Annotated in this window: 16 protein-coding genes; 9 read left to right on the top strand and 7 right to left on the bottom strand. The window is 41.6% G+C overall.

What is annotated here, in order from left to right; translation table 11 throughout:
- The first annotated feature begins 17 nt into the window (after window positions 1-17).
- From IF202_RS14945 to IF202_RS14925, 5 genes are all read left to right on the top strand, one after another.
- Window positions 18-1310 carry an NAD(P)/FAD-dependent oxidoreductase gene (locus IF202_RS14945; RefSeq protein ID WP_191595716.1) on the top strand — a complete coding sequence of 431 codons (1293 nt, stop codon included), beginning with the start codon at window positions 18-20 and terminating at the stop codon, window positions 1308-1310.
- Between the two features lie 26 nt (window positions 1311-1336).
- Entirely contained in the window at window positions 1337-3430 is a 2094-nt protein-coding gene (locus IF202_RS14940) for a hydantoinase/oxoprolinase family protein (protein WP_191595715.1), read from the top strand.
- Window position 3431: 1 nt separating this feature from the next.
- Complete coding sequence (locus IF202_RS14935) at window positions 3432-5078, top strand: hydantoinase B/oxoprolinase family protein (RefSeq protein WP_191595714.1); 1647 nt, start codon at window positions 3432-3434, stop codon at window positions 5076-5078.
- A 28-nt stretch (window positions 5079-5106) separates the two neighbouring features.
- Entirely contained in the window at window positions 5107-5862 is a 756-nt protein-coding gene (locus IF202_RS14930; RefSeq protein ID WP_191595713.1) for an SDR family NAD(P)-dependent oxidoreductase, read from the top strand.
- Window positions 5863-6066: 204 nt separating this feature from the next.
- Window positions 6067-6804, top strand: coding sequence for a DUF1499 domain-containing protein (locus IF202_RS14925; protein WP_191595712.1), 738 nt, complete (start codon window positions 6067-6069; stop codon window positions 6802-6804).
- A 64-nt stretch (window positions 6805-6868) separates the two neighbouring features.
- On the opposite strand, the gene IF202_RS14920 is transcribed toward IF202_RS14925, so the two are convergent.
- A complete protein-coding gene (locus tag IF202_RS14920; RefSeq protein ID WP_191595711.1) occupies window positions 6869-7369 on the bottom strand; it encodes a lactoylglutathione lyase family protein in 501 nt (166 codons plus the stop codon).
- 91 nt (window positions 7370-7460) lie between these two features.
- Here IF202_RS14920 and IF202_RS14915 point away from each other — a divergent pair, with 91 nt between their 5' ends.
- Window positions 7461-8333 carry a LysR family transcriptional regulator gene (locus IF202_RS14915; protein WP_191595710.1) on the top strand — a complete coding sequence of 291 codons (873 nt, stop codon included), beginning with the start codon at window positions 7461-7463 and terminating at the stop codon, window positions 8331-8333.
- A 76-nt stretch (window positions 8334-8409) separates the two neighbouring features.
- On the opposite strand, the gene dxs is transcribed toward IF202_RS14915, so the two are convergent.
- The 3 genes from dxs to IF202_RS14900 are packed head-to-tail and all read right to left on the bottom strand — an operon-like array spanning window position 8410 to window position 11467.
- A complete protein-coding gene (gene dxs, locus IF202_RS14910; RefSeq protein WP_191595795.1) occupies window positions 8410-10296 on the bottom strand; it encodes a 1-deoxy-D-xylulose-5-phosphate synthase in 1887 nt (628 codons plus the stop codon).
- A gap of 50 nt (window positions 10297-10346) precedes the next feature.
- Window positions 10347-11228 (bottom strand): polyprenyl synthetase family protein, encoded by an 882-nt coding sequence (locus IF202_RS14905; RefSeq protein WP_191595709.1) that lies wholly within the window; start codon window positions 11226-11228, stop codon window positions 10347-10349.
- A complete protein-coding gene (locus IF202_RS14900) occupies window positions 11225-11467 on the bottom strand; it encodes an exodeoxyribonuclease VII small subunit (RefSeq protein ID WP_191595708.1) in 243 nt (80 codons plus the stop codon). The genes IF202_RS14905 and IF202_RS14900 overlap by 4 nt, the downstream gene beginning before the upstream one ends.
- Window positions 11468-11641: 174 nt before the next feature.
- Between IF202_RS14900 and pomA the strand changes: the two genes are divergently transcribed.
- From pomA to dapB, 3 genes are all read left to right on the top strand, one after another.
- The gene (gene pomA / locus IF202_RS14895; protein ID WP_191595707.1) at window positions 11642-12397 is read left to right on the top strand and encodes a flagellar motor protein PomA; all 756 of its coding nucleotides are present in this window, start codon (window positions 11642-11644) and stop codon (window positions 12395-12397) included.
- A gap of 24 nt (window positions 12398-12421) precedes the next feature.
- Window positions 12422-13414 (top strand): flagellar motor protein MotB, encoded by a 993-nt coding sequence (locus IF202_RS14890; RefSeq protein WP_191595706.1) that lies wholly within the window; start codon window positions 12422-12424, stop codon window positions 13412-13414.
- 107 nt (window positions 13415-13521) lie between these two features.
- On the top strand, window positions 13522-14322 hold the full coding sequence (dapB, locus tag IF202_RS14885) for a 4-hydroxy-tetrahydrodipicolinate reductase (protein ID WP_191595705.1): 801 nt from the start codon (window positions 13522-13524) through the stop codon (window positions 14320-14322).
- A gap of 118 nt (window positions 14323-14440) precedes the next feature.
- Here dapB and IF202_RS14880 read toward each other — a convergent pair whose 3' ends face one another.
- The 3 genes from IF202_RS14880 to IF202_RS14870 form a co-directional block, all read right to left on the bottom strand.
- Window positions 14441-15649: a quaternary amine ABC transporter ATP-binding protein gene (locus tag IF202_RS14880; RefSeq protein ID WP_191595704.1), complete on the bottom strand. Its 1209-nt coding sequence runs from the start codon at window positions 15647-15649 to the stop codon at window positions 14441-14443.
- A complete protein-coding gene (locus IF202_RS14875; protein WP_191595703.1) occupies window positions 15642-16538 on the bottom strand; it encodes an ABC transporter permease in 897 nt (298 codons plus the stop codon). Before IF202_RS14875 ends, IF202_RS14880 begins: the two co-directional genes overlap by 8 nt.
- A 90-nt stretch (window positions 16539-16628) precedes the next feature.
- Window positions 16629-17627, bottom strand: a complete 999-nt coding sequence (locus tag IF202_RS14870; protein ID WP_191595702.1) for an ABC transporter substrate-binding protein — start codon at window positions 17625-17627, stop codon at window positions 16629-16631.
- Window positions 17628-17897 lie beyond the last annotated feature (270 nt).

Genomic DNA, 17897 nt, shown 5'->3' with positions numbered 1-17897 from the left:
TAATTCAGGTGGTAAGTATGAATAGAGGCGCAGTATTGGGCTCGACACAGTATGCAATTTCTTTGTGGGATATATCTGCACCAGTCGCTCCTACAGCAATACCTTTAGACGGTGATAAGGTTACAGACGTTGCGATTATCGGTGGTGGATACACTGGTTCATCAACAGCGTTACATTTGGCAGAAAAAGGTGTTGAGTGTTTAGTTCTTGAAGGAGAAAAAGTAGGGTTTGGTGGTTCAGGTCGAAATTGTGGCATGGTTAATCCTGGTATTTGGCTGCCGCCACAAGATGTCCGTACTGTATTAGGGGAAAGAGTTGCTAATCGTTTCCTTGATGCTATGGGAAAGGCACCAGATACTGTTTTTTCATTAATTGAACGTTTCAATATGCAATGTGAAGCCACACGTAATGGCACTATTCATGCGGCGCATTCAGCTGCAGGCTATAAAGAACTTGCCGCCCGTGCACAAGAATGGCAGCGTCGAGGACGTGATGTGAAGCTTTTAAGTGCACGTGAGGCAGAAGAAAAAATAGGCACGCCGCGTTTTTATGGTGGTTTGCTTGATCCTCAAGCAGGAACAATAAACCCAATGGGATACGCACAAGGCCTTGCCGAAGCCGCCATGGCCTCTGGAGCAACAATTCATTCTGAAACACGAGCACAAAAACTCAGTCAAGTTGGAGATAAATGGCTGATTGAAACAGATCGTGGCACAGTAACTGCTAATAAAGTGATTATTGCAACTAATGCTTATACGGATGATCTGTGGCCAGGTTTAAAACAAACCTTTACCTCTATTCATTTTTATCAAGTAGCGACAGAGCCTCTTGGTGATTTGGCCGATAAAATCTTGCCAGAAGAACAAAGCGTTTGGGATACTGGCTTGGTGATGTTTTCCATTCGGAAAGATAAATTTGGACGATTAATTATTGGCAGCATGGGTAAATTGGCTGGAAAAAATGACTCAGCTTCAGAGTCTTGGGCTCAGAAACAGATTAATAAAATGTTTCCTTTTCTTGGGACAGTGAAATTTGAAAAATCATGGCACGGTAAAATGGCGCTGACACCAGACCATTTACCTCATATCCATAATCCAGCTCCTGGCTTGTACACACCAATAGGTTATAACGGTCGTGGAATTACAACGGGAACGGCTTGCGGACAAGCCATGGCGCAATTATTGACAGGTACGCCAGAGCAAGAAATTATGCTGCCAGTCACAACGATGAAAAAAGACCTTGGTGCCTTTATTCGTGAGCCAGTGTATGAAGGCTGCTTTAAAGCATGGCGCCGTTATAAAAGTATTTAACATATTATAAAGTTTGGAGAGTCAATATGGCGCAAAACAATGTGCGAGTAGGGGTAGACATTGGTGGCACCTTTACTGATGTTGCTTTGGATCTTAGCGGAGCACTATATACTGGAAAGGTGCTGACAAATTACTTGCAACCAGAGCAAGCGATTCTTGATGGCATTCATCTAGTGTGTAAGCGTGCAGGCATTGATGTAAAAGAAATCACTACTGTTATTCACGGTACAACATTAGTCACCAACTCATTGATTGAACGTCGTGGCGCTCGTACTGCTTTTATTACAACAGACGGTTTTCGAGATGTTGTTGAAATGCGTACAGAGAATCGATTCGAACAATATGATTTGAATTTATCGTTACCGACACCTTTGGTTAAGCGTACAGATCGCTATACATTAAAAGAGCGCATTAGTGCGGAAGGTGAAGTTCTTACCAAGATTGATCAAAATGAATTAAATGCATTAGTAAAAGACATTATTGCAGAAGGCTATGAAGCCGTTGCTGTTGGTTTTGTCCATTCCTATACGAATGACATTCACGAAGTTCAAGTGCAGAAAGCGTTTGAAGCGGCTGCACCAGAGCTTTGTGTCTCTATTTCCAGTCACGTATCGCCTCAAATGCGAGAGTTTCAGCGTTTCAATACCGTTATTGCCAATGCTTATGTACGTCCACAAGTTTCTGAATACCTAGGTCGTTTGGTGACTCGTCTTATCGAAATAGGCATTAGCTGTCCTGTCTTCATGATGCATTCCGCTGGTGGTCTTATCAGTGTTGATACAGCATCTGAATTTCCTGTTCGATTGCTTGAATCAGGTCCAGCTGGCGGTGCTATTTTTGCGGCTAAATTTGCCAGTAGTTATGGCGAAAACCAAGTTGTGTCGTTTGATATGGGTGGCACAACGGCGAAGATTTGTCTTATCGAAGGTGGAAAACCTAAAACAGCCAATACGTTTGAAGTCGCTCGTACTTATCGTTTTGCGAAAGGCTCAGGAATGCCGCTTTCAACACCGGTTGTTGAAATGGTTGAAATTGGAGCGGGCGGTGGTTCTATCGCACATGTAGACGATATGAGACAAATTCGTGTTGGACCAAAATCTGCTGGTTCTGAACCGGGCCCTGCTTGTTATCAAAGAGGTGGTGAACACCCAACAGTAACCGATGCTAATTTGCTATTGGGTCGTTTAGATCCCGACTTATTTGCAGGTGGTGAAATTAAGCTGTCTGTTCCGATGGCGAAAGAAGCTATGCGTCAAAAGGTGGCTTCTAAAGCAGACTTAAACGAAGAGCAAGCGGCTTTTGGTGTTACTGAAGTAGTTGATGAAAATATGGCGAATGCGGCACGAGTGCATACAGTCGAAAACGGCAAAGAAATTTCAAACTTCGCAATGATTGCTTTTGGTGGTGGTGCGCCACTACACGCCTGTCGTTTGTGTGAAAAACTGGACGTGGATTATTTGATTATTCCACCCGGTGCCGGTGTTGGTTCTGCTATCGGCTTTTTGAATGCGCCTTTCTCTTATGAAGCAACAAAAGGTATGTATCAACGTTTAAATAACTTTGATCCTGAGCGCATTAATCAATTGTTAAGTGAATTAAGAGCAGAGGCGTTGGCTTTTGTTGAACGTGGTGCTGGTGAAATAGAAACGACAACAACGGTTCAAGCCTTCATGCGTTATACCGGACAGGGTGGTGAAATTGGTGTTGATATCTCCTACAAGGATTATGTTGATGCCGATGTGGATGTTTTCCGTGAAAAATTTGAAACGGGTTACCATAAATTATTTGGCCGAACCATTGATGGTTTAGGTATTGAAATTACTAACTGGTCAATTACTGTGGCCTCTAAATTGGAGCCATCCACGCCTATTGCTTTGCGCCGCTCTGGTTCACAAGTTGACGTCACTAAAACACGTGAATTCTTTGATGCTGCGTTACGAAAATTTGTTACTGCTAGTGAAATACAACGTGATTCTCTTTCTCCAGGTGATGCGGTTTCAGGCCCTGCTGTGATTGTTGAAGATGAAACATCAACGGTCGTCACATCGGGTTATACCCTTGTCGCACAAGATGATAAATCTATGTTGCTGGTGAATAAAAAGACAATGGAGGCTGTGTAATATGAAATTAAGTAATGTTGATTATCAAATTATGTGGAACCGCCTTGTGGCTGTTGTGGAAGAACAAGCGACGACGTTAATTCGTACTGCTTTTTCGACATCGGTGCGTGAGGCAGGTGACTTATCGGCAGGCGTATTTGATCGTCGTGGTCGAATGATTGCACAAGCCGTAACGGGCACACCGGGACATGTGAATGCAATGGCAGAGTCTGTTCCTCATTTTATTGAAGAAATTGGTCGGGATAATATTTTCGAGGGTGATGTCTACTTGACAAATGATCCTTGGAAAGGAACTGGCCATTTACATGATTTTACTATGGTGTCACCAGCTTTTTACCAAGGGAAGCATATCGGCTTTTTTGCAGCGACCGCCCATGTTGTAGATATTGGTGGTCGTGGCTATGGACCTGATGCGAACGAAGTATATGAAGAGGGACTGCTAGTTCCCATCATGAAGTTCATCGAAAAAGGCCAAGTAAATAAAGGACTGGTTAATATCATCCGAAATAATGTGCGAGAGCAGGATCAGGTCATTGGTGATTTGTACTCACTCGCGGCTTGTAACGCAGCGGGTGATGCTCGACTCATGGATATGATGAGTGAATTTAAGCTGGATGAATTAGAAGCTTTATCTGACTTCATTATTGATAACAGTCGTGCAGCAACATTACAGAGAATCGCTGATTTACCTGATGGCACTTATCATAATGAAATGATGGTTGATGGTTATGAAGCACCCGTTGATATGAAGGTAGCCTTAACGATTGCTGGTGACACCTTACTTGCTGATTTTGCGGGTACATCTGGACCGAGTAAATTTGGCGTGAATGTGCCTATGGTATACACCCGAGCTTATGCTTGTTACGGTTTGAAATGCGCGATCGCTCCTGATATTCCGAATAATACCGGCTCGTTATTACCTTTCTCAGTCACTGCGCCAGAAGGTTGTATCTTGAATGCGCCGCATCCAGCACCCGTGTCGGTTCGTCATGTGCTGGGGCATTTGGTGCCAGATGTTGTGTTGGGTGCATTACATGAATGTATTCCGGGTATCGTACCTGCGGAAGGTGCGAGTGCATTGTGGAACGTTTTACTAAGCGCACGACCTGTTGACCCTTTCTCTGGTTTACCACCATCAGAAATTCTTATGTTTAACTCTGGAGGCATGGGAGCGAGAGCGACTCTTGATGGCTTGAGCGCGACAGCTTTTCCATCAGGTGTGAGTACCATGTCTGCTGAAGCGACAGAGAATGTAGGGCCACTAACAATCTGGCAAAAAGACTTGTTGGAAGGTTCGGGTGGCAGTGGCGAGTTTCGCGGTGGCTTAGGTCAGACGATTGTTATTAGCGCGAATGAAGGCTATGAGTTGTATTTTAATGCCATGTTTGACCGTATTAAATATCCTGCCCGCGGACGAGAAGGCGGTAAGGATGGCCGTGCTGGTAGTGTGATGCTGGATGATGGCACCATTCTAAATGGTAAAGGACGTCAGCTCATTCCTGCTGGAAGAAAGCTTATCCTTGAATTGCCTGGCGGTGGTGGTTATGGCGATCCTAAAAAACGAGATTCTCAACAAGTTCGTGCTGATTTAGACGCTGGCTATATTACGTTAGATCAGGCTAAAAATGACTACGGTCTTGATGTATAAACTAATTTAATAAGATTCGAGAAAAATTATGACAAATGCAAAAAAAATAGCGTTAATTACGGGTGGTGCTCAAGGAATTGGATTGGCTTGTGCTGAAGCATTAGCAGAAGATGGGTTTACTATCATATTGGCCGATATAAAAGATGATGTGATGGCTGAGTCGATTAAAAAGATAGGTAATGGTGCCGCAGCGTACCATTGTGATATGGGCGAATCAGAACAAATCCTAGCCATGTTTGATCGTATTGAAGCAGAACACGGTCCTGTTAGTGTGCTGGTTAATAATGCTGGTATTGCCAATCCAGGTGATTTTCTAGAATTAACTGAAGCGCAATTTCGCAAGGTTATTGATGTTAACTTAACGGGTACTTTCATTGCACTACAGCGCGCAGCAAAAACCATGGTAGAAAATAAGATCCATGGCTCGATTGTGAATATGAGTTCTGTTAATGCACGAGTTGCTATTCCTAGTATTGCTGCTTACTGCTCATCGAAAGGTGGTGTTATGCAGCTTACAAAAGTAGCCGCTTTAGCTCTTGCTAAAAATGGTATTCGAGTGAATGCAGTAGGGCCAGGTTCCATTGATACTGAAATGATGGCTGGTGTTAACTCAAACCCTGAAGCGATGAAGAATGTATTAAGTCGAACACCATTAGGCCGTGTGGGCTCGCCTCGTGAAATTGGTGATACTGTTGCTTTCTTAGCCAGTGAAAAAGCCAGTTATATCACGGGGGAGACTATCTACGTGGATGGTGGTCGTCTTGGTCTTAATTATACGTGCTAAGTTTCTACTGCTTTTGTGAATGAGCTTTAAGCTCACTTTATAGTCTTTAATAAGTGTTTATTTAAAACTCATCGTCTTTTCTTAGGCGGTGAGTTTTTTGTTTTGTTTTACTGATCGATCACATATTCTTTATCTAGTGCGAGCAGTGGTTAATCAGTTGTATGCTTTTTAATAGTCGTTAGTGCTTAAGAAAAGGTATAAAAAATGAAGAAAAAGTCCTCCCGTTTGGGAACGATTCTACTTGTGATTGCTGCTGTTGCCGTAGTGGTTATAGGAACAATGATGTTCGGTGCTAAGTTAGGTTTATGGCAACCTATTGTTGGTTTCGGCTTGGTTCGAAGCTATATGAACCCTATTGCTTATGGTTTGCTTGGTCTTGGTGTATTAGGTTTGGTTCAGCAGAGAATGGCGAAAAATTCTTATGGTGCCATCAAGTCTGCGTTCACTGCGTTGATTGGTTTGGCTATGCTGACGCCAACTTTGTATGGAAAAATTAATCCGCCAGTACGCCTTCCTCCTATTCATGACATTTCAACGAATACGGTAACACCGCCTGAGTTTATTGTCTTAGACGATAATCGAGTCGGTGCTAGAAATACGCTCGTTTACGGTGGGTCAGAAGTCGCGGCCTTGCAGAAAAAAGCTTATTCAGATATTACGCCAATTGAGTCTGGTTTGTCTGCCGCTGAAGCCTTTAATGAAGCATTACGTGTCGCTGATGTTATGGGGTGGGAGTTGGTTGCGCAAGACGTAGAGAGTCTACGTTATGAAGCAACCGCTCGTACTTCGGTTTATGGCTTTGTCGATGATGTTGTCGTTGTAGTAACGCCAGTAGGCGATGCGAGTCGAATTGATATTCGTAGCGTATCACGTATTGGACGAGGCGATCGCGGCGTAAATGCCGCTCGAGTCCGAACTTTCATTGAAACATTTGAAGGGTAAATTCGAACAAAATAAAGCCCTGCTACTGATGAAGTGGCAGGGCTTTATTGTTTTTGGTTCTAACTTAGTAGGCACCTTCGCCATAAACTAATTCATAGCTGTGGCTATAGATTTCTAGAATATTGCCAAATGGGTCTTCCATATAAATCATGCGATAAGGTTTTTCGCCTGGATAATAGTAACGTGGTTTTTCCATGCGTTTTTTACCACCAGCCGCTACAATTTTTTCGGCTAACTCTTCTACATTTGGATCTTGTACACAGAAGTGAAAAATTCCTGTTTTCCAATATTCGAAGTTGTTTTCTGGGTTTTCCTGACCTTTAAATTCAAATAACTCAACGCCAATACGGTCACCTGTAGACAAATGAGCGATTCGGAATTTATCCCAGCCTTGACCAAAAACATCGGTGCACATTTCACCAATAGCACTGTCATCTTCGACAATTTCAGTTGGCTTCATAATTAAATACCAACCCATTACTTGAGTATAAAACTGCACAGCTTTTTCTAAATCTGGTACAGAGATACCAATATGTGAAAAGTTGCGTGGGTAAACATTGTTCATAATTCTCTCCTGTATTTTGATGTCAGTAGGTTACAAATTGATGATGATTAAGTAAAATTATCGTTTGAAATTATTATGAGTATTTTTTGTAATGATAAATCCACTCTGGTTACGTACTTTCTGTACGCTTGTTGATATCTCACACTTCACTCGTACCGCGGAGCATTTGAATATGACGCAATCAGGGGTAAGTCAGCAGGTTCGTAAGTTAGAGGATCTGCTTGGCCAGGCATTGCTGATTCGTAAGGGAAAGCAGTTTACGCTGACAGATGCAGGTGAACGCCTTTATAAAGAAGGCGGAGAGCTTCTTGGCCGTTTATCAGAGCTTGAGATGAGTATTGGTGATGACCCTGCTTATGAAGGTTCAGTGAGGGTGGTGTCGCCTGGTAGTGTGGGATTGAAGTTATATACACAACTTTTATTGCTGCAAAAAAAATATCCTAAGCTAGTGATAGATTATCGATTTGCATCTAACCATGAGGTAGAAAGGTTGGTGGCAGAGAATAAAGTCGATTTAGGTTTCATGACTCGACCATCGACATTGGGTGATGTGCATGTAAAGCCAATAGCGACAGAAGAGCTATTGCTTATCACACCTCATAACATACAGAGCTCAAGTTGGAAGCAATTACAGACATTAGGCTTTATTGATCACCCTGATGGGGCTCATCATGCATCGTTACTATTGGGAGCTAATTATGTGGAATTTGAGCACGATGAAGCGTTTAAACGCAGTGGTTTTTGTAATCAGATTACCTTGATTTTAGACCCTGTTGGATCGGGGCTTGGTTTTACTGTTTTGCCACGTCACGCAGTGTCAGCTTATGGAAAACCTGAAAATATATTTATTCATCAGCTTGCCACACCTGTTAGTGAAACACTGTACCTGGCTAGACTTCGTAATAAACGACTGACTAACCGACAGCAAACAGTTATCGAAGTGGCTGAACAATGTTTAATGTAAGTCGTTATTGGATAATAAAAAAGCGAAACACAAAGGTGTCTCGCTTTTTAAATATTGTACTAAATGTGTTATCGAATTAAGGCAAGTTTAATGACACTAGTTTCTTTTCAATAGCAGATTGAATACCGTCTGCGTCTAGTCCTACGTGTTTGAGCATAGAGCTATGGCTGGCGTGTTCTTCATATTGATCTGGTAAGCCAATATGAAGAACTGGAATACGAATATGGTTTGCATGCAAGAACTCACTTACTGCCGATCCGGCGCCACCCATAATGGCATTTTCTTCTACGGTAACGATGAGTTTTGCTTCTCGTTGAGCCAACAAAGCGACTTCATCAATTGGTTTTATGAATCGCATATCAATTAGCGTCGCATCTAAGTGTTCTGCAGCTTGGAGTGCATCGTAAGTAGGGCGACCAAAAGCACAAATCACCACACCAGATTTACCTGTATGTAATGTACGTGAGCGACCAATATCTATTATTGATAATTCTGACTCTATTGTGACACCTTGGCCTGTTCCTCGCGGATAACGTACTGCCGCAGGGCCTTTATATTCGTAACCTGTTTGTAGCATTTTACGGCACTCATCTTCATCAGATGGAGCCATAACGATCATGTTTGGAATACAGCGAAGGTAGCTCAAATCATATACGCCTGCATGAGTAGGTCCGTCTTCACCGACTAATCCTGCCCGATCAATAGCAAAGAGTACATCTAGGTTTTGCAAAGCGATATCGTGAATCAACTGATCATAAGCGCGTTGTAAAAATGTCGAATAAATCGCGACAACTGGTTTTACGCCTTCGCAAGCCATACCTGCGGCCAATGTCACTGCATGTTGTTCTGCGATTGCTACGTCAAAATATCGATCAGGGAAGCGTTCTGAAAAAGCGATCAGATCTGAACCTTCTTTCATTGCAGGTGTAATCGCTGCAAGCTTTTCATCTTGCGCTGCTGCGTCACAAATCCATTGGCTAAAGACATTACAGTATTTAGGTAGCGTACTTTTTGGAATGTCAGTTTTTTGTTCTGGCTCAATCTTATTGATAGCGTGGTAACCAATTGGGTCACCCTCAGCTGGCTCGAAGCCTTTGCCTTTCTTTGTCATGACATGAAGGAATTGTGGACCAGAGCGATCTTTAAGATTATTAATAGTAGTTAACAAATGGTCTAAATCATGGCCATCAATAGGGCCAATATAGTTGAAGCCTAGCTCTTCAAACATCATGCCTGGAGACACCATGCCTTTCATGTGTTCTTCGGCTTTACGGGCAAGTTCTAATGCAGAGGGCAGTCCAGAGAAAACTTTTTGTCCACCTTTGCGAATATGATCGTAAGTCTTGCTAGCCCAAATACGAGCAAAATAACTAGATAGTGCACCAACAGGTTGAGAAATTGACATTTCATTGTCATTTAAAATAACCAGCATATCGGCTTTTACATCACCTGCGTGATTAAGCGCTTCGAAGGCCATACCGGCGGACATAGCGCCATCGCCAATAATAGCAACGGCTTTTCGGTCTGATTTCAGTTGTCTGGCAGCAAGGGACATGCCTAATGCAGCGCCAATAGATGTACTTGAATGACCAACGCCAAAAGCATCATATTTACTTTCGTCACGTTTAGGAAAACCCGATATTCCGTTTTCTTGGCGAATGCTTAATAGCGCCTCTCGGCGGCCTGTGAGTATTTTATGAGGATAAGCTTGATGACCAACATCCCAAACAATACGATCTTCTGGTGTGTTGTATATGTAATGAAGAGCAACGGTTAATTCGACAACGCCAAGACCTGCACCAAAGTGACCACCGGTTTGTCCAACGCTGTATAGCATGAATTCTCTTAATTCACGGATAAGTGTTGGTAGTTGTTCTTTTTTTAATGCGCGTAAATCTGATGGTTCATTGACTAGGTCAAGTAGTGGAGTATCAGGTCGCGTAGTTGGTATTTCTTCAAATATTGGCACAGATTGGGTCACATACAGTTAATCTAAAAAAGTGCATAAGTATATCAGTGGTTGCGACCAATAATATAGCTCGCAAGCTCAACTAAAGGTTGAGCAGTGTCACCAAAAGGTGAAATGGCATCGATTGCTTGGTCATGCAGTTGTTGCGCAAGTGTTTGAGCTCCATCTAATCCTAGTAGTTTAGGGTAGGTAGGCTTATTGGCATCCTCATCTGAAAACTGAGTCTTCCCTAATGTTGCTGTATCACTTGTAATATCTATGATGTCGTCTTGAACTTGAAAGGCTAACCCAATCGCGTTGGCGTAAGCGTCAATAGCGGCTAAGTCTTTATTATCTTTGGCGCCTGTACTGATCGCTCCCATTCGAACGCTAGCTCGAATTAACGCACCAGTTTTGTGTTGGTGCATTTGTTCAAGTGCTTCTATATTGATGCCTTTCCCAACATTTGCTAAATCAATCATTTGACCTGTTACCATACCGTGGCGTCCAGAAGCGTGAACAAGTTCTTGGATTAATTGTAATTGAATCGCTGTTTCATGGTGCTCAGGTGTGCTCAATAATTCAAAAGCAAAGGTTTGTAGTGCATCACCAGCTAATATTGCCGTTGCTTCATCATATTGTTTATGACAAGTGGGCTTACCTCTGCGTAGGTCATCATTATCCATAGCAGGGAGATCGTCATGAATTAAAGAGTAAGCGTGAATTGATTCAATGGCTGCAGCACTGGCATCTGTTAGTGTATTAACTTCGCCAAATAATGATGCAGAGGCATAAGTCAGCATAGGGCGAACACGCTTACCACCATTAAATAAGCTATATGCCATGGCGCTTTGTAATTGCGTGGCAGGCTCGTATTTTTTTAGGTTCTGCGTAAGATAATGATCTACTCGACGACGAGCGTATTGAGAAAAATCGTCTAAAGTCACGAATTGGATTCCGGATCAAAAGTTTCTAAATGTTCTCCATCTTGCTTTTCGAGCAGTATTTGAACTTTTTGTTCTGCCTGAGTGAGAACTAACTGACATTCTTGACTCAGTTTAACACCTTTTTCAAAGGCTTTTAGTGCCTCTTCAAGAGAAAGTTGATTAGATTCAAGTTGGGTGACAATGGTATCTAAATCGCCTAGATTTTCTTCAAAATGGCGAACGCTGCTTTTTCGAGACATGTATAGTTACTCTTATAGTATCCAAGGTTTTTAACAGAAAAAGACCAACTCTTCGAGGCTGAGTTAAAGAAAATTACAAAAATCATGTAAGAAGGTGTGATCCTTGGTCCTTCTTTCGTATAGAATCATACCTACGTATAGATTGTATTATAGCTTTTTTGTTAGGAGACGTGTGTGGATATCGCAACGTTAATAGGACTTGTTGGATCTTTTTTAGTTGTTATTACTGCTATTGTGTTAGGCGGATCAGCTGGGATGTTCGTAGATACCACCTCAATACTTATTGTAGTGACGGGCTCACTGCTTGTTGCATTAATGCAATACCCTTTGGGGCAGTTTCTTGGAGCAGGTAAAATTGCTGCGAAAGCGTTTATGTTTAAAAGTGTTCCAATGGATACTTTGATTGATGAAATATACGGATTAGCGGATGAAGCACGAAAAGGTGGATTACTGTCCTTAGAGGGTAAAGAAGTGGGGCATCCTTTTTTATCAAAAGGTATTCAGATGCTGGTCGATGGTCACGATGGTACGATTGTAAAAGCTCAACTTTCTAAGGAAATGACTCAATCCTATATACGTCATAATAATGGCGCAAAAATATTTAAAGCTTTAGGTGATGTTGCCCCTGCGATGGGAATGATAGGAACCTTGGTGGGTTTGGTACAGATGTTGTCTAATATGTCTGACCCTGATTCGATTGGCCCTGCGATGGCTATAGCACTTTTGACAACACTTTATGGTGCTATCTTGGCAAATATGATGTTTCTTCCTATACAAGCCAAGCTCAATGCTCGAGCGGATGAAGAGTTACTTAATCAAAAGCTTATATTAGATGCTTTATTGGCCATTCAATCAGGCCAAAACCCTCGGATATTAGATGGCTCTCTTAAAACTTACCTAGCTGAAGGTAAGCGTACTGAGCGTGAATAAATTTAGTGATAAACGGATTCTATAATGAGTGATGAAGAAGAATCAGATTGCCCTGAATGCATAGAGGGCTTGCCAGCTTACATGGGAACCTTTGCGGATCTCATGTCTTTGTTGTTGTGTTTCTTTGTACTTTTATTGTCATTTGCAGAAATGGATGTGACAAAATTTAAACAACTTGCTGGTTCTTTAAAGTTGGCTTTTGGTGTGCAGGCTGAAGTAAGGGCGGAAGCTATACCAATGGGAACGTCTGTTATTGCACAAGAGTTTAGTCCAGGGCGTCCAGAACCTACGCCAATTAATGAAGTGAGGCAAAAAGTAGATAGTATACCTGAGAATACTTTAGAGGTTCTTTGTAAACCTGATGACGCTACATTAAAACAAGCAAGTGATTCTGGAGCACCAGCTCCTGTGACTTTTGTTAATAAATCTCAGGCTGATATTGATAGGCAGCAAAAAATTCAAGAAACAGAAGGTGATGCTCAACAAATAGCGTCTGTATTACGAGAAGAGATCTCAAAAGGTACAGTAGAAATCGAAACGCAAGAAGAAACCATCACCATACGTATAAAAGATAAAGGGTCGTTTAGTTCTGGATCTGCTGAACTGAATTACGACTTTATTCCAGTTATAGATTTAATCCGAGATGTACTGGTTGGGATTCAAGGAACTATTTCAGTAGAGGGAAATACCGACAATATTCCTATAGATAGCCGTCAATTCCGTTCTAATTGGCAATTATCTTCTGCGCGTGCAATTTCTGTTGCGGAAGAGCTTTTTGCCACAGGTCAGCTTGATCAAAGCCGCTTTGCTGTGACGGGTTATGCGGATACTCGCCCTTTAGTGCCAAACGACACTTCTGATAATCGAGCAACGAATAGACGTGTTGAAATTGTGATTAAGCAAAATGATAATTCACGACCTCAAATGCGAGAAAGCCCTGATGATTTGCCTGAAGAAGGTGTTATTGAGTTTGATCTATTGAGTGTTGAAGAATTAGCGCCTAATGAAATTTTTTAGAACGACACTTTAATACCTAAAAAAGGGAGCCTCGGCTCCCTTTTTTAATGCTGAGATTTTATTGGATTTTTGTTATGGTTTGCGCAGACAAAATTGAGGAAGTAAAAATGCGAGTAGCAGTCATTGGCGCATCAGGGCGCATGGGTAAAAATTTAATTACAGCCATTCAAGATGCTGAAGGCGTTTCTTTAGGTGCAGCGATTTTAAAGCCTGGTAGTAGCTTAGTTGGTGCTGATGCCGGTGAAATCGCGGGTGTTGGAAAGTTAGGTATTGCTGCAGTGGCGGGGTTAATTGATTGCGTTAATGATTTTGATGTATTGATTGATTTTACAACTCCGGTATTAACGCTAGAAAATGCCGCGTTTTGCGCACAACATCAAAAAGCGATTGTGGTAGGTACAACGGGGTTAAACGATGAGGAAAAAAACGCCTTGAATAAGGCGGCTGAGCGTTCTTCAGTGGTTTTTGCCCCAAATATGAGTGTTGGTGTTAATCTAACACTTAAACTACTCGCAACAGCCGCTAAAATCTTAGGCGATGATTACGATATAGAGATTATAGAAGCACACCATCGTCATAAGGTGGATTCTCCTTCAGGTACAGCGTTACGCATGGGTGAAGTGGTGGCTGAAGCTTTAGGTCGAGATCTAAAGGAATGTGCTGTTTATGGTCGAGAAGGACAAACTGGCGCTCGTACACAAAAAGAGATTGGTTTTGAAACCATACGTGCTGGTGATGTTGTTGGCGAACACAGTGTTTGGTTCGCGACAGAAGGTGAGCGAATTGAAATTGCTCATAAAGCGAGTAGTCGTATGACCTTTGCTAAAGGTGCCGTACGTGCCGCAAGTTGGCTAGAAGGGAAATCAGCAGGTATGTATGACATGCAGGATGTACTTGATCTCAAATAAGAGAAGTGAGTAGTGTTCTTTATTCTGTTCATAGTTGAGCTTGAATGTTGAGCTTAATCAAAAAAAACCGTATTCATAGATTAAAATGAATACGGTTTTTTTTGTTTCTTTTTAAGCTTTACTCTGCTGTATATTCAAGTGTTTCAGCTAAACTTTCTGAGCTAAGATCACCAACATATCGCCCGTCTTCATCTAGAACTGGTAGAGAATATTCCGATGTTAATGAGTCAGATAAAGCTTCTTGTAAGAGCATGTCAGGCATTAAATTAGGAATCTCAGTTACATCTTCAGGCGTTATGTTGCCTTCTGGACGTAGCTTAATGGCAGCTTCCAGTTTCTTACGAGTTAGAAGGCCATGGAACCCAGATTCATTTTGATAAAATGCATAGCCTTGTTTAGGTAGTTTAGCAATAGCTTCTGCTAGATTGGCCGATTTTATAATAGGTACTGACTGTTGCATAATAGTCTTAACAGGCACTGCACGGGCACGGTTTACATCTTTAACAAAAGCTTCTACGTAGTCGTCTGCAGGGTTAAGAAGAATATCTACAGGTGTGCCTATTTGTGATACTACACCATCATTTAAAATGGCAATACGGTCACCGATGCGCAAGGCTTCATCCAGATCGTGAGTGATAAAGATAATGGTTTTCTTTAGTTTTTCTTGTAGCTCAAGCAGCTGACCTTGCATCTCACTTCGTATAAGAGGGTCAAGTGCAGAAAACGCCTCATCCATCAGAAGAATCTCTGCGTCTGTACATAACGCTCTAGCTAAACCAACACGCTGTTGTTGACCACCAGAAAGTTGCCCAGGATACTGTTCTTCGTATCCAGCTAGGCCTACTGTTTCAAGCCATGTTACTGCTTTCTCGGATCGCTCTTTTTTTGGAACTTTCTGAATTTGTAAACCATAGGCAACATTTTCTAAAACAGTTCGATGTGGCATGAGTCCGAAATTTTGAAATACCATAGACATTTTGTGGCGTCTAAATTCGATTAATTCGTCTTTAGACAGTTGCATAATGTCTTCACCTTCAACTTTTATTTGACCTGAAGTAGGGTCAATTAAGCGGTTGAAGTGTCGAATAAGCGTAGATTTACCAGAACCCGAAAGTCCCATGATGACAAAGATTTCGCCTTGTTGTACATCTAAGTTAATATCACGTAAACCAACAGTGTGACCCGTTTCTGCCAATACATCTTTCTTGCTCTTGCCTGTTTCTAGTAGCGGTAAAATACTTTGTTCTTTAGGGCCAAAGACTTTATATAAACCATTGATTTCTATAAGAGGGCTCGTCGTTTGGTTATTTGTGTTTATACTAGTCATGACGATTTCCTAGGTGTTTTTGTGAGCGTTTAGCATAAGCCTGAGAGACTCGGTCAAAAATAATCGCAAGGGCTACAATGGCCAACCCATTCAATAAACCTAACGTAAAGTATTGGTTGGTAATCGACTGTAAAACAGGTTGTCCTAAGCCTTTAACACCTATCATTGACGCCACAACAACCATCGCTAGTGCCATCATAATAGTTTGGTTTATACCTGCCATAATAGTTGGCATTGCGAGGGGTAATTGAACACCAAATAGCTTCTGTGTATTGGTCGCTCCAAATGCGGTTGCGGCCTCCATGATTTCTTTGTCGACTAAACGAATACCCAAATTAGTTAGGCGGATAACCGGAGGAACAGCGTAAACAATAACCGCGATAACACCTGGAATTTTACCAATGCCTAATAGCATGACAACCGGTATTAAGTAGACAAATGCAGGCATGGTCTGCATGACGTCTAGAATAGGCGTTATGAGGGACTGCATTCTATTTGAACGAGACATCAAAATACCAGTAGGTACACCTATAACGATAGAGAGTAGGGTACAAATGGTAATGATGCTTAAGGTACGCATGGTATCGTCCCACATACCAAAAATACCAATGGCAATAAGTGATGCGAGTACGCCGGTACAGAGTTTCCATGAGCGTGTGGCGCTATAGACAATAGCAACAATTATTCCCATGGTTAGCCACCAAGGAGAGGCTAATAGCAATTTTTCGAACCAAATTAAAAAGGTAAGTAATGGATCAAAAAAGCCTTCAATTAATTCACCGTAATTACGGGAAAATTCTCGATAGGCACCATCTAATGTTCTTTTGAAGATAGTTAGATCTTTCCTATCTAACTGTGGGAAGCTAGTAAACCAAGAGCTATCTGCCATTTGTATTGGAACCTTGTTTTTTATAAAGAAAAGTGAAAAGCACTATCACCGTTAATTTAAGGCTCTAGTGCTTGTAGTATAGGTGTGCTTTTAGTTAAGAGCTGCTTTTATCTTTTTGGCAGCATCAGCAGAAACCCAAGTAGACCAAATTGCTTCATTATTCTTTAGAAAGTATTCAGCAGCAAAGTCTCCTTGAGCTTGATTCTCTTCCATCCATGCTAATAGAGTATTCATTTTTGCATTAGTAAATGAGCGTTTAGTTAAATACTCATAAACAGCAGGTTTTTCACTTGCTAATGCTTCCGTTGTTACTGTATCTACAGGTGATGGTGGGTACATGCTAGGTTTTGGATCTTCACAATATTCTTGTGTAAGGCAGGTTTGGAAGTGTTTTAAATCAATGCCAGAGCCAAAGTCTACTTTTACCATTTCATATTTACCTAAAACAGCAGTAGGAGCCCAATAGTAGCCTAACCAACCTTCTTTACGTTCGTAAGCTTTAGCAATAGAACCAGAAAGGCCTGCAGCAGAACCGGGATCAATTAAATCAAAACCACGCTCTTCCATATTAAAGGCTTCAAATAAATGGCCTGTAGAAATTTGACAGTTCCAACCTGCAGGACAGCTATATAGAGCGCCTAATGAGTCATCTTCTGGGTGCTTGAATAGCTCGGGGTGTTTTAGGATTTCTTCCATTGATGCAAGTGCTGGATTTTCATCGACTAGGTATTTAGGTATCCAAAAACCTTCTTCACCGCCATCAGAAAGTGCTTTGCCTGCGACGCGAATGCGTTTTTCTGCAATACCTTTCGATATCGCTTCAGCTAGAGCATTTGACCATAGCTCTGGTGCTATATCAGGCTCACCTCTTTCAATGATAGAAGCGCCTGTCGCATTCGTATCACCTGGAACTAACTCGACGTTACAGTTATAACCTTCAGTAAGAATAAAGCTATCAATGTTGGCTATTAATGTCGCTGAGCTCCACGTCATGTCAGCAATGGTTAGATCGCCACAATTGTCATTTGCAGCAAACGCAGACGACGCAGAAAGCATCACAGTAAGTGCAGAAAGGGTCTTTAAGTACATGGTTTGGTTCCTTTTAATGTTATAAATATTATAATAATTAGTGATCAAACTGTATTTAGTTTATAGATCTAATGTTTATACATCAAATTTATTTGTATGATTAGTTTTATATTTAGTTGTTGAGAGGGCCTGTTTTGTTGAGCTTTCCTATATCACTGCGATATGTTTGATAGACAATATGCTTAGAGAAGAATGGTGTTTTAGTATAAGAGAACAGGGAAAAGTGTAGGGAAAATACAGTTTTAAATCATGAAGAAATAGATCGTATAG

It is taken from the genome of Marinomonas colpomeniae (assembly GCF_014803385.1).
In the GTDB taxonomy this organism is placed as follows: domain Bacteria; phylum Pseudomonadota; class Gammaproteobacteria; order Pseudomonadales; family Marinomonadaceae; genus Marinomonas; species Marinomonas colpomeniae.
Note: the sequence above shows the minus strand (reverse complement) of the source record. Positions and strands in the feature narration are given on the sequence as shown.

Bases quoted from the DNA above. Each gene is read 5' to 3' on its own strand.
- IF202_RS14870 (WP_191595702.1), bottom strand. From the start codon at position 17,627: ATGTACTTAAAGACCCTTTCTGCACTTACTGTGATGCTTTCTGCGTCG.
- IF202_RS14880 (WP_191595704.1), bottom strand. From the start codon at position 15,649: ATGACTAGTATAAACACAAATAACCAAACGACGAGCCCTCTTATAGAA.
- IF202_RS14930 (WP_191595713.1), top strand. From the start codon at position 5,107: ATGACAAATGCAAAAAAAATAGCGTTAATTACGGGTGGTGCTCAAGGA.
- dapB (WP_191595705.1), top strand. From the start codon at position 13,522: ATGCGAGTAGCAGTCATTGGCGCATCAGGGCGCATGGGTAAAAATTTA.
- IF202_RS14875 (WP_191595703.1), bottom strand. From the start codon at position 16,538: ATGGCAGATAGCTCTTGGTTTACTAGCTTCCCACAGTTAGATAGGAAA.
- IF202_RS14935 (WP_191595714.1), top strand. From the start codon at position 3,432: ATGAAATTAAGTAATGTTGATTATCAAATTATGTGGAACCGCCTTGTG.
- IF202_RS14940 (WP_191595715.1), top strand. From the start codon at position 1,337: ATGGCGCAAAACAATGTGCGAGTAGGGGTAGACATTGGTGGCACCTTT.
- IF202_RS14945 (WP_191595716.1), top strand. From the start codon at position 18: ATGAATAGAGGCGCAGTATTGGGCTCGACACAGTATGCAATTTCTTTG.
- IF202_RS14925 (WP_191595712.1), top strand. From the start codon at position 6,067: ATGAAGAAAAAGTCCTCCCGTTTGGGAACGATTCTACTTGTGATTGCT.
- IF202_RS14915 (WP_191595710.1), top strand. From the start codon at position 7,461: ATGATAAATCCACTCTGGTTACGTACTTTCTGTACGCTTGTTGATATC.
- IF202_RS14890 (WP_191595706.1), top strand. From the start codon at position 12,422: ATGAGTGATGAAGAAGAATCAGATTGCCCTGAATGCATAGAGGGCTTG.
- IF202_RS14920 (WP_191595711.1), bottom strand. From the start codon at position 7,369: ATGAACAATGTTTACCCACGCAACTTTTCACATATTGGTATCTCTGTA.
- IF202_RS14900 (WP_191595708.1), bottom strand. From the start codon at position 11,467: ATGTCTCGAAAAAGCAGCGTTCGCCATTTTGAAGAAAATCTAGGCGAT.